The following is a 12677-nucleotide window of genomic DNA, read 5'->3' as shown; positions in this document are numbered from 1 at the left end:
GGAAATGAGAAACTCAGAGACTTTAAGGAAAGAACATGAATTGGTAAGGGAAAAGGTGGCATTCTACGATTTCACACTGGAGACGTTGGAAGTCAAAGGCAAGGATGCGAGGGAATTTTTGGATTACCTCCTTGTGAATGATGTTGCCAAGATGAACGAAGGGGATGCTTTATATACATCCATGCTGGATGAGGACGGTTATACACTGGATGATTTCATCATGTTCTGCCGTTCATCGGACACGTTCTGGATCACGACCGGAATGATCGACCAGATGAAGGATTGGGTCGGCAAACATGTCGGGGATAAAGAGGTCGAGTTCAATGACATCACTGCAGAAAAAGGAATCTATGCGGTGCAGGGACCTCAGTCAAAAGAGATCCTGAACGGTATTCTGGAAGACGATCTGAATGATCTTGACACTTTCAAGTTCAAGAACACGAAAGTTGCGGGCGGCGTCGAAGTGATGGCGGCAAGGGTCGGCTTCACAGGTGAGCTCGGATACGAACTGCATTTCAACCCGGAAAACATGGAGAAGATCGCAGAGGAGCTGCGAGGAAAAGGGGTTGAAGAAATCACGGCTGAAGAGGTCACGCTGGGCAGTCTGCCTGTTGAAAAAGGCTTCATTGCAGACAGTGAATTCGTCGGTGCGAACCCTGTTGAACTGGGACTCGGCTGGACAGTGAACTGCGATAAGGATTTCATCGGAAAGAAAAGGACCTGCTCATATAAGAACGATGGGCCGGAGAGATGGCTCCTCGGATTCGCGGTGGAAGAAGACGGTGTGAACATTGAAAAAGACGATGTTGTGGAAGCGAACGGTAAAGAGGTCGGTAAAGTGACCAATTACACGTACGGTTTCTCCGTGGAAAAATATATCGGCTACGTCCTGGTGGACAGCAAGGTCCAAAAAGGCGACGAAATCACAATCAAAACAGCAGACGGGGAAGTGAAGACAACTCTACAGGATAGAGTATTCCACACATCTTCAAGCACTGCAGGAACGCACTAAGCGAGAATCGACGATCCGGGGCCTTACGCCTCGCCACAGGTAGGACCATGATGCAGTAAAGCACAGTTCTACATAAGAGGACATTCCAGCATTGATGATGCAGGCACAATTCGAACGACAACACCACAAAGTCAGAGTGAGATCAAAATTGGGAATTAACATGAAATGTTGAGATGCAGAAGCATATATCGCACATTGGTTAATTTAGAACGAATTAATTTTGGGCTATATTAATCACTCCAATCCAATATCTGAGGGGAAGATATTCAATGACTAAAAATAACTATGATGTAATCGTTGTCGGTGCCGGTTTTGCAGGAGTGACCGCTTCAAGGGAGTTGAGCAACAGGGGGTATGACACTTTGACTCTCGAGGCGAGGGACCGCATCGGCGGACGGACATGGTTTGATAAAAGACTGGGTAAGGAAATTGAAATGGGCGGGACTTACATCCACTGGAACCAGCCGCATATGTGGGCTGAAATCACACGTTACGGCATCGAGGTCAAGGAGTCTCCGTCAGCAGAGCATGCGTATCTTGCGACGAAAGACAAGGTCATCGTCGATACGCAGGAATTCATGACGCAGAAACTGATGGAAGGCATGGAGGCGTTCCTCGCGGATGCCGCTGCCAACCGGTACTTCGAACGCCCGTTCAATCCTTATCATGACGATTCCTTGAAAGAGGTCGACCAGTATTCGGTCGCGGATAAACTCAGGGAAATCCAGGGTGCAGTCACACCTGAGATGAACGGCCTGCTGAATTCTTTATGGAGCGGATATACGAGCACCTCCAACCTGGAGGCGCCGGGGCTTGCCCATGCCTACCGATGGGCTGCGCTCACAGGGCATGATATGCAGGAGTTCCAGGCAACATTCGAGCAGTACAGCATGAAGACGGGTACGAAATCACTGATTGAGAGCATGATGGCCGACAGCAAGTCGGAACTGAAGCTTTCCACACCGGTGGACTCCGTCGTGAAGACAACTGAAGGTTATAAAGTCGTGTCAAGGGAAGGTGAGGAATTCACCTGTAAGGCGGTGGTCGTCGCCGTGCCGGTGAACGTGCTGAACGACATCAATTTCACACCGGAACTTTCGGAGGAAAAGCGTGCATTTTCCGAAGAGAAGCAGGCGAGTGAAGGCATCAAAGTATGGGCCAAAGTCCGCGGGCTGAAAGGACCGTCCACTTTCAAGGCGACGGCCGAATTCCCGGTCAACCTTGCCCACACGGAATTCATCAATGAAGCAGGGGATGAGGGGATCATCATGGGCTTCGGCTCGGATTCCACGCTTGATATGAACGACCCGAAAGCAGTCGAGAAGGCGCTCAGGGTTTGGATCCCGGACCTCGAAGTCATTGAAAGTGCCGGCCATAACTGGGTGGAGGATGAATTCGCCAAAGGCACATGGGGTGTCATCAAAAAAGAGCAGCTGACCAAGTACGGCCAGGAAGTGAAACGGCCGGAAGGCGGCGTGTTCCTGGCGGGCTCGGACTTTGCGAATGGCTGGGCCGGCTATATGGACGGCGCCATCGAGACCGGCCTTACGACCAGCAGGGAAGTGTCCAAGTTCCTGCAGGTGGCACAGACTTTTAATGAAAGCCTTGAAGATGAAAACCTGGAAGATGAGAATCTTGCCCAGGTGGATGACTGAATCTGAATGCACTTTCCAAACCCTCCGGGTCTGTCCCGGAGGGTTTGTTTTTTGCTGCATTATTTGTGGTTCCTGGTTGTCCAAATTGTTTATATAAACAAAATATTTAAAAAAATACTTTGACAAATCCCTATAATCATAGTAATGTAATATGCATTAATAAAATAATGAATCATCTTATCAAGAGAGGCAGAGGGACTGGCCCTGTGACGCCCGGCAACCATTAGGCAACATTGCTTAAAAAGGTGCTAATTCCTGCAGGAATTTCATCCTGGAAGATAAGAGGAGTGAAGGCTCTCTTCTTATACACAAAAGAAGAGAGCTTTTTCATTACATAAAACATTTGGAGGAATGGACATGTCAAATTCACATAATTCTACATATGATTTAGAAACCTTATCACTGCACGGAGGCCAGGCACCGGATCCGACGACGGGGTCACGGGCGGTGCCGATCTACCAGACGACTTCCTACGTATTCCAGGATACGGATCATGCAGAGAGCCTGTTTTCGCTGGATGAGCCGGGCAACATCTACTCCCGCATCGGGAACCCGACGGTCGAGGTGTTCGAAAAACGCATGGCGCTCCTTGAGGAAGGGGTGGCGGCAGTCGCGACATCTTCGGGAATGGCGGCCATCACACTGTCCATCCTCAATCTGGCAAGTGCAGGCGATGAAATCGTCGCCGGTGCGAACCTTTACGGCGGTACATACAATCTGTTCGCAGTGACGCTGCCGCGCTACGGCATCAATGTGAAATTCGTCGATCCGACGGATCCTGAGAATTTCAAAGCAGCGATCACGGACAAGACGAAGGCCGTCTTCGGTGAAACGATCGGCAACCCGGGGCTGCAGGTGCTCGATATAGAGGCTGTGGCGGATATCGCACATGAAGCGGGTGTGCCGTTCATCATCGACAACACATTCGCAACACCGCATACATGCAAACCGATCACGCTCGGTGCAGACATCGTCGTCCATTCCGCAACGAAGTGGATCGGCGGGCACGGCACCTCAATCGGCGGTGTCGTCGTAGACGGCGGACGCTTCAATTGGAACACGGAGAAATTCCCGGAATTCACGGAGCCGGACGCAAGCTACAACGGTATACGTTACGCGGTGGACTTCGGGACGCTTGCCTTCAGCACAAAGATCCGTGTGCAGCTGCTCCGTGACTTCGGTGCGACACTCAGCCCGCAGAATGCATTCAATTTGATCCAGGGGCTTGAAACACTGCACGTCCGTGTGGAACGCCATAATGAAAACGCCGAAAAGCTGGCGAAGTTCCTGACGGAACATCCGGCGGTGGAATGGGTGAACTACCCGGGCCTTGAAACCCATCCTTCCCACGACCTTGCGAAGAAGAACTTCAAAAATGGCTACGGCTCCATCATCACATTCGGCATCAAAGGCGGCAAAGCGGCCGGCAAGAAGCTGATCGACAATGTGGCACTGTGGTCGCATGTGGCAAACGTCGGTGATGCGAAATCACTCATCATCCATCCGGCTTCGACGACGCACCAGCAGATGACGAAAGAACAGCTCGATGAAACGGGCGTATACGAGGAACTCGTCCGGCTGTCGGTCGGCATCGAATCCGTGAGGGATATCCAGAATGACCTGAGCCAGGCGCTGTCGAAGGCGACAGGAATTGATACGGGCGAAGCGGAAGAGATCGTCATCAACGATGAAGGCGTGATCAAGAGGATATTGAATGCAGCGACTGAGAGAGTGACGGAAAACGGTGAGGAGAAGACCCGCCAGAAGACACTGGCGGTCGTCGGCCTGAGCGGCAAAGAATCACGTCCAAGCTACAGGCTCGCCCGGAAGATGCAGAGGCTCGGCTATAAGATCATCCCGGTCAACCCGAGGGAGAGTGAAATACTCGGAGAGAAGGCATATCCGGATCTGAAGAGCGTGCCTGAACATATCGATGTAGTCCAGGTGTTCAGAAGCCCTGAAGCGGCGGTGGGCATCGCAAAAGAAGCGGTCGAAGTGAAGCCTGAAGTGTTCTGGCTGCAGGAGGGCGTAATCTCGCCTGAAGCGGCGGATATCGCAAGAGACGGTGGCCTTCAGGTCGTCCACAACCGCTGCACATACAAGGAAGCCCAGCGCCTCCGCGGCACGATATCGACATATGCATGTGAAATCTAATTAAGGAATAAAATCCCTGGAAGGAGTTTTTAATGTGACTTTGAATCAGCTGAAAATCATTGAACCGGTGGCCGGGGATTACAACCTCCCGGATTATTCGGAAGTGCGTAAAAATTTTAAATGGGAGGATGCCGGCGAAGGTCTGAGCTTTAAAGAAACCGGTCTGTTGAACATGGCCCATGAGGCGATCGACAGGCATGTGGAGGACGGATACGGTCAAAAGACGGCGCTCCATTACGTGAACGGGGATGAAAGGATCAGTTACACCTTCAAAGAGGTGAAGGAGAAGACCGATCACTATGCACGTATTTTGAAGGAGAACGGCATAGAAAAAGGTGACAGGGTGTTCATCTTCCTGCCGAAGACGCCGGAGTGCTACATAGCGATCCTTTCTGCCATCAAAATCGGTGCGATTGCGGGACCTTTATTCGAAGCGTTCATGGAAGATGCCGTACGTGACAGGATGAACGACTGCGGGGCAAAACTCCTCATCACGGATAAGGAAATGGTGAAGCGGGTGCCGGAGGCGGACATTCCGACTCTTGAGACGGTCCTTTTCGCAGAAGATATCGAAGCGGAGCCATTCATCGATGACGGGAAGGCTTATACGGAGTGGATGGATGACGAAGACGGCATGCTGATCCACTATACGAGCGGGTCGACGGGCAAGCCGAAAGGCGTGCTGCATGCGCACCGTGTCGTAACACATCAGTACGAGTCCGGAAAATGGGTGCTCGACATCAAGGACGACGACGTCTACTGGTGCACCTCGCACCCGGGATGGGTGACGGGCAGCGTCTACGGATTGTTCGCACCGTGGCTGAACCGTGCAACGGTCGTGATCCAGGGCGGACGCTTCAAAGCGGAGCACTGGTATAAACTGATCGCAGAACTCGGCGTCACCATCTGGTACAGTGCACCGACCGCCTTCAGAATGCTTTTATCCCAGGGGGATGTACTGAAGGATTATGACCTGTCCTCCCTGCGGCACATACTCAGCGTCGGCGAACCGCTCAACCCGGAAGTCATCTACTGGGCATGGGACGAGCTCGGCGTGAGGATCCATGATACATGGTGGATGACCGAGACGGGCGCGCATCTCGTCGTCAACCTGCCGGGCGAGAAGATCAAGCCCGGTTCGATGGGGCGGCCGTTCCCGGGAGTCGAAGTCGGCATACTGGATGAGGCCGGCGCGGTCGTGCCGCGCGGCACGGTCGGACAGCTTGCCGTGAAGACACCGTGGCCGGGGCTCATGAAGGAGATATGGGGGAACAAGGATAAATTCGACTCCTACTTCAAGTATGAAGGATGGTACGTGTCCGGCGACCTTGCTTATCAGGATGAGGAGGACTACGTGTTCTTCCAGAGCCGTGATGATGATATGATCAATTCCTCGGGAGAGCGGATCGGACCGTTCGAGGTGGAAAGCAAGCTCATCGAACACCCGGCAATCCAGGAAGCGGGTGTCATCGGGAAGCCGCATGAAGTCCGCGGGGAGATCGTGAAGGCATTCATCGTCCTCCGGGAAGGATACGCGGCATCTCCTGAACTGCTGGAAGAGATCCGTGTATTCGTCAGGAACAACCTTGCTGCACACCTTGCGCCGAAAGAGATTGAAGTGATGGACGAACTTCCGAAGACGACCATCAGCGGGAAGATCTTAAGGCGGGAACTGAAGCGGATGGAAATCGAAAAATCCGCCGTGGACCAGAATGCATAAATGAAGCACCTCTCCTTGAAGGAGGGGTGTTTTATTTTTCACGGAAAAAGGAAGGTATGAAGTTGTACAGCTTCGGATGGCGAAGTATACTGATTGTATAATCCCACTCATTTTTCCAGTCAGGAGGATGATCATGAAGCAGGAAAGGACCGAATATGATAAGACATTGACGGTTCTCACCGTCTTTTCCATTTTTCTGATGGGGTTCATTGATGCCTTCACCTTCATCACCCAGGACGGTCTGTTCGCCAGTGCCCAGACGGGCAATATCGTGGTCATGTCTGCAAGGTTGTTTTCAGGGGATTTTCTTGAAGCGGTCGTCCATGTGGCGTCTTTCGTCGGGTTTGCCGTCGGTGCATTCCTCGCTCAGGGCATCGTCATGCGCTTTAAGGATCACGGATGGCGGAAGTACCGCACTTACCTCTTCCTCCAGGTGATTTTCCTGATGTTTGTCGCACTCTTCCAGGAAGTCATCGGCGCCTACGCGCTGGGCTTTCTGCTCGGGCTGCTTGCGGGATATGAGCTGACCGTCTTCCGTAAAATCCAGACGACGAGCATCAATAACGGCATCATGACAGGCAATGCGAAAAATATGATGAATAACCTCTATCTCGCCATATTCCATAATGATAGGGCGGCCCTGTCCACCTTTGTGACACTGCTTGCGGGGCTCCTTGTATTCATGCTCGGTGCCGGGGCGGGCGCCTTCATCCTGTTGTTCGGTGAGCATTGGAATCTCTGGGCGGCATTTTTACTCAATTTGATTTTTTATATATGGCTGCTGATCAAAAAAGATTAATATTAAAGGGGTGGAACATATGGAGACAGTATATCTCGCCGGCGGATGCCTTTGGGGCGTCCAGGCTTTCGTGAAGACACTGCCCGGAGTCGTGTCGACGGAAGCCGGCAGGGCAAACGGCAGTACAAGCTCACTTGAGGGTGAATATGACGGTTACGCGGAATGCGTGAAAACAGTGTTTGATCCGTCGCGCATCTCAATCGAGGAACTCATGAATCATCTGTTCGAAGTCATCGATCCCTACAGCGTGAACCGGCAGGGTGAGGATATCGGTGAGAAGTACAGGACGGGGCTCTACAGTGAAGATCCGGAACACTTGAAGCGGGCCGAATTTTTCATCAGGATGCGTGAGGACCATGAACGGATTGCGGTGGAGGTCCTGCCGCTCAAAAATTATGTGAGAAGTGCAGAGGAGCATCAGGACAGGCTCGATAAGCACCCTGATGATTACTGCCATATACCTGCGGGGCTTTTAAATAAATATAGAAATGAAAAAATCCTTTGACTCAAGTCAAAGGATTTTCTCATTTTATCATATCAGGTTACTTTTTCTGTTCGCCTGAACCAGCTGGCCTTCCTCTTCATCCATATACATCAATATGCCTTCAGCGGCGCGGTAGGCAAGCGCACCGATCGTCGGCGTCGGATGGTGTCCGCCATGCTGCGGGAATGCTGATCCGCCCACGACGAACAGGTTGTCAACATCCCACATCTGAAGGTAGCTGTTGACGACCGAAGTTTCAGGGTCGTCGCCCATCACCACACCGCCGGTGTAATGTCCGCCGGTATAGACGTGGTTGAATTCATCCGGCATAGTTCCGGGCTCAACGATGTCCGCCCCCATCTCTTCCATGATCTCGGTGCATCTTTCGATGCCGAATTCACCGATGTTCCGCTCGTTGTCGCCGAATTTGTATGTGACACGGAGCAGTGGATCGCCGTATTCGTCGGTATAGGTCGGATCGAGGTCGACATAGTTGTGCCAGTAGGACATGGCATTGGCCGTGTACCAGATGGTCAGGGTGCTGTATGCGTACTTCAGAGATGTATCCTTATACTCCCTGCCCCAGCTCGGCGTGCCTTCAGGCACGTTGCCGCTGCTGGTGATGGCGGCGTAGCCATACTGCCTGAGCTCAATTGCACCGCCGCCGAGGAAATCGAGGTCCGTGTGGTCGAAGTTGTCCGCGGCATAATCGCTCAATGTCGCACCGAGTGCACCTGCACCCATGTACAGGTTGAATTTTTCGTTATCGAAATAGCCGGTCGCGCCATGGAACGCATGATTGTACTGCCCGTTGAAGTTCCGTCCGAGCGTACCTTCCCTTGTCTCAGGGTCATACTGTTCCCCGATGCCTGAGAGCATCAGAAGGCGGTTGTTTGCGAATGCGAACGCTGCAAGCACGACCACATCCGCAGGCTGCTCATATTCAAGACCTGTGTTTTCATCCACGTAAAGGACGCCTGTTGCCATATTTTCATCTTCGTCATACAGCACACGTCTCACGTTCGCCTTGTGCCTCAGTTCAAAGTTGTCCTGACGGTTGGCCGTTTTGATGACGGTCGCGATCGGGTCCGACTTCGCATCGAAGTCACAGCCGTGCCTTGTGCAGTAGGAGCAGTACATGCAGGCATTGAGCTGTTCACCGTCCGGGTTCTCGTAGTTCTCCGTCATGTTCCCGGATGCCAGCTGGTAAGGGTGCAGGCCGAGGTTGGTCGCTGCGTCCTTGAACAGCCTGAGTGACGGTGTTTCCTTCATCGGCGGGTTCGGCCACGGGCGGTTACGCTCGGGTGCGAGTGGATCCTGCTCACCGCCGATGCCTGCCATATATTCCCACTGCTCATAATAGGGCTCCATCTCTTCGTATGTAATGCCCCAGTCCTGCAGGTTCATATCTTCAGGAATCTTATCCTCTCCGTAACGTTCGATGGTCTGGCTGCGCATTTCAAATTCATACGGCCAGTAGCGGTATGTCGCACCTGCCCAGTGCACGCTTGCACCACCTGTGTCGATGCCGATCTGCATCGTCTGCGGTGAGCGGATCGGGAGTGCGGTTTCATCGATCTCATTCCTTGAAGTGACCGTGTCGCCTTTCAGGTTCTGCATGATATCATAACGGTTGTCGAACCTCAGTTCATCTTTCACACCGATATAGTCACTGCGGACTTTCTCCTCGCCTTTTTCGAGGGCGACGACATTTTTTCCTGCCTTCGCGAGTTCTGCACTGACCACGCCGCCGGCCCATCCGGTACCGACGACGACAACGTCGACTTTATCCAGTTCTTCAGCCATCTACATTCCTCCTCCTTGATAAGTGCGGAGACCTTCGGGTTCTATCTCCTGAAATTCTTCCGATTCGATTTCATTCGTCCAGCCCATCCGGGGCCCCGGGAACTGTATCATGCGCCATCCGCCGTAATCCCGGTTGCCGCCGTAGACAGGATCTGCGTAGACGCCCTGTATCGTCATGCTGCGGAGGAGATTGAAGAAATCCCCAGGAGCAGCACCCGGCACATCCACATCACCGGATTCGAAATCCTCCAGGATGCCGATTTGTGTATCTTCATCGAGGTTGTAAAATTCATCATCATGGTCTTCCAGGCTGAGCTCGCGCATGCGGCGCACACCGTTGAGCAGCATTTCGGCCCTTGTGATCTTCGCCTGATAGCCGTGCGTCGCCGAAGCCGTGTAATCGAAAGGCCCCATCATATATTCCCGGGCATTCCTGCCCCAAAATTCATTACATTGCCTGTCGATGAAATAAGGCGCACCGAGCTCAATGGCGCCGGGGCCGTTGTCATCTTCCGGATATATCCTCTCCGTCGCAGCTGCAAGAGTTTCAAAATCTTCACGTCTGCTGAAGTAAGTCCGTGCGTCATCCAGGGGTTCGCCGTCGGACGATGCACTTTCGCTTTCAGTCTCTGTGCCGGGTTCAGCCGTCTGGGTGTCCTCCTGGGAGCTGTACAGGCTGCCGACCACACCTCCGAACATCGCGCCGCCGACGATACCGCCTGCCGCAACACCGGAAGTCTTAAGGAAATCACGTCTTGAAAACTTTTTTTCCTGATCAGCCATTGGAATTCCTCCTTCATGCTTATATAGTGAAAATAAAAAACTTAGTATACTTGAATTGTATAGTTGTTACATATAATTGTCAAAATGTTTCACCAATTGCAGCTGCCTGGAAATTCATTACTGTTAACTTTTCATATGAGGGGTATGGGTGTAGTAAGAAATCAGAGAGAAAGAATGATTGAGCGATACAGGGAGGTATTAATATGGAGGAAAAAGTTTTAATATCCGGGGCCGGACCGAGCGGGCTTGTACTCGCACTGGCTTTGAGCAGGCAGGGCATCCCGTTCACCATCATAGACAAGGATGATGGTCCCGGAACGACTTCGCGCGCGATGGCCGTCCATGCCAGGACGCTCGAGTTCTATGAACAGCTGGGGATCGCCAACAAGATCGTCATCAACGGCATGATCGTCAACAAGATCAATTTTTTCAGGAATAAAAACCATCTGGCTGATATCCCGCTCGGGATGATCGGGCAGGACCTCAGTGAATTTCCGTACATCCTGATACTGCCGCAGGATGTCCATGAGGAGATTCTTGTGGATGCACTGAATGAGGCGGGACATGAGGTGAAATGGCAGCATGAATTGAAAAACTTCAAAGATGACGGGGAGACGGTTGAGGTTGAAATGGAGACACCGGAAGGTACAGTGACCGAAAACTTTGCCTACCTGTGCGGCTGTGACGGTGCATCCAGTACTGTAAGGAAAGCGCTGGACATCGACTTCACCGGCGGGACGTACGATCCTGTGTTCTTTGTGGCGGATGTGGAAAATGGGACATTTCTAGAGAATCCGGCAGTCGGTTTCCATGAAGAAGACTTCTGCCTCGGTTTCCCGATCAGGACGATGGATCAGGTCAGGCTGATCGGCCTGATCCCCGATGAATATATGGAAGACGGCGAGGCACCTGAAGGTTTTTCAGGGTTGGCAGCTCATGCAGAGAGCATCCTCCCGGTCAAAGTCGAACAGGTCAACTGGTATTCTTCCTACCGCTCGCACCACCGCGTGGCGGAGTCCTTCAGGAAGGGGCGGGTCTTTCTCGTCGGGGATGCCGGCCATATACACAGCCCCGTCGGCGGGCAGGGGATGAACACCGGAATCGGGGACGCGGTGAATTTATCATGGAAGTTGAGCGCGGTCCTGAAAGGGCGGGCTGCAGAAGACATACTTCATACGTATGAAAAAGAGCGCATCAAATTCGCACATACACTTCTGCAGACGACCGACCGGATGTTCAACTTCATGGTGAACAAGCAGCGTCTGAGGAATTTCATCATCCCCGTGTTCATCCCGCGGATCCTCCGTTTCAGCAATATGAAGGACCGGTTGTTCCGGACGATTTCACAAATACATGTCGACTACCGGGAAAGTGACCTCAGTGGAGGCGCAACCGGTAAAGTGAAAGGCGGCGACCGCCTGCCGTGGACCGGCCGCGGTGAAGCGAACAACTTCCGTCCCTTAAGGTCCCTTGACTGGCAGATTCATGCATACGGGGAGGCGGGTGATGAAGTGGCATCCTTTGCGGAGGAGATGGGCTTTGAATTCTTTCATATGTCCTGGGAGGAATCTTTCGAAGACACGGGGATGGAGGAGGATTCGGTATATCTGATTCGTCCGGACGGCCACATTTCAGTCGCCGTAAAACCTGAAAATGTTGAAGATATACGCGCCATGGTCGAAAAATACAGTATCCAGCGCCTGCATTGATCCTTGAATTCCCAATTGTAAAAAATGCGCCTGTCCCGGATAGCCGGGGCAGGCGCATTCAAATGTTCAAGATTTTTTCCTGGCTTTGGGATAGGCAAGGATCATCCCGAAATAGATGACGATGAATAATATCAGCAGCAGAAGACCCATGTAGGGGAATGTGATATCAAACAACTCCAGTATCGTGAATATGATGACCGGATACGTCAGGGCATAGACCGTCATCCTCCAGAGCAGGGGGTAGACCAGTTTCCTGCCGGTCAGCCATCTGAACAGCAGGCCGAGCGATGCCAGGAATGATATCGCAAGAATCCCGAAAAGGATGACGAGAGACGGGTACAGTATCAGGATGATCAGATATTCCTGTGCGAATCTTCCACGGCTGACGGAATCGGCGATCAGCTGGATGCCGTTGGGCAGGAATATCAGCAGAAGCAGGAAAAGTATGTATCCGAAAAAATGTTTTGTCTTCACACGGTTCAATTGGAAAACGGCCCGCCGGGACGGTGCCGCGAGGCTCAGCTTCAGTACATGCAGAATGCCCATGTGTTCGAT

10 protein-coding genes and 1 riboswitch are annotated in these 12677 nt (G+C 52.3%); of the genes, 7 read left to right on the top strand and 3 right to left on the bottom strand.

What is annotated here, in order from left to right:
• Positions 1–4: 4 nt before the first annotated feature.
• The 6 genes from CRN96_RS09855 (at position 5) to CRN96_RS09830 (ending at position 7845) form a co-directional block, all read left to right on the top strand.
• Complete coding sequence (locus tag CRN96_RS09855; RefSeq protein WP_179647172.1) at positions 5–1012, top strand: aminomethyl transferase family protein; 1008 nt, start codon at positions 5–7, stop codon at positions 1010–1012.
• A gap of 269 nt (positions 1013–1281) precedes the next feature.
• A complete protein-coding gene (locus tag CRN96_RS09850) occupies positions 1282–2667 on the top strand; it encodes a flavin monoamine oxidase family protein (protein ID WP_097041674.1) in 1386 nt (461 codons plus the stop codon).
• 174 nt (positions 2668–2841) lie between these two features.
• Positions 2842–2952, top strand: a riboswitch (SAM riboswitch).
• A gap of 72 nt (positions 2953–3024) precedes the next feature.
• The gene (locus tag CRN96_RS09845) at positions 3025–4821 is read left to right on the top strand and encodes a PLP-dependent aspartate aminotransferase family protein (protein WP_097041672.1); all 1797 of its coding nucleotides are present in this window, start codon (positions 3025–3027) and stop codon (positions 4819–4821) included.
• Between the two features lie 34 nt (positions 4822–4855).
• Positions 4856–6541, top strand: a complete 1686-nt coding sequence (gene acsA, locus CRN96_RS09840; RefSeq protein ID WP_097041671.1) for an acetate--CoA ligase — start codon at positions 4856–4858, stop codon at positions 6539–6541.
• Between the two features lie 133 nt (positions 6542–6674).
• A complete protein-coding gene (locus CRN96_RS09835; protein WP_179647171.1) occupies positions 6675–7340 on the top strand; it encodes a YoaK family protein in 666 nt (221 codons plus the stop codon).
• Positions 7341–7359: 19 nt separating this feature from the next.
• The gene (locus CRN96_RS09830; RefSeq protein WP_097041668.1) at positions 7360–7845 is read left to right on the top strand and encodes a peptide-methionine (S)-S-oxide reductase; all 486 of its coding nucleotides are present in this window, start codon (positions 7360–7362) and stop codon (positions 7843–7845) included.
• 27 nt (positions 7846–7872) lie between these two features.
• On the opposite strand, the gene CRN96_RS09825 is transcribed toward CRN96_RS09830, so the two are convergent.
• Positions 7873–9630, bottom strand: a complete 1758-nt coding sequence (locus CRN96_RS09825) for a GMC family oxidoreductase (RefSeq protein WP_097041666.1) — start codon at positions 9628–9630, stop codon at positions 7873–7875.
• A complete protein-coding gene (locus CRN96_RS09820; protein WP_097041664.1) occupies positions 9631–10413 on the bottom strand; it encodes a gluconate 2-dehydrogenase subunit 3 family protein in 783 nt (260 codons plus the stop codon).
• A gap of 203 nt (positions 10414–10616) precedes the next feature.
• Here CRN96_RS09820 and CRN96_RS09815 point away from each other — a divergent pair, with 203 nt between their 5' ends.
• Positions 10617–12122, top strand: coding sequence for an FAD-dependent monooxygenase (locus CRN96_RS09815; protein ID WP_097041662.1), 1506 nt, complete (start codon positions 10617–10619; stop codon positions 12120–12122).
• A gap of 66 nt (positions 12123–12188) precedes the next feature.
• Here CRN96_RS09815 and CRN96_RS09810 read toward each other — a convergent pair whose 3' ends face one another.
• Positions 12189–12668 (bottom strand): DUF1189 family protein, encoded by a 480-nt coding sequence (locus tag CRN96_RS09810; protein WP_097041660.1) that lies wholly within the window; start codon positions 12666–12668, stop codon positions 12189–12191.
• Between the last annotated feature and the right edge of the window lie 9 nt (positions 12669–12677).

Source organism: Salinicoccus kekensis (assembly GCF_900220995.1).
In the GTDB taxonomy this organism is placed as follows: domain Bacteria; phylum Bacillota; class Bacilli; order Staphylococcales; family Salinicoccaceae; genus Lacicoccus; species Lacicoccus kekensis.
Note: the sequence above shows the minus strand (reverse complement) of the source record. Positions and strands in the feature narration are given on the sequence as shown.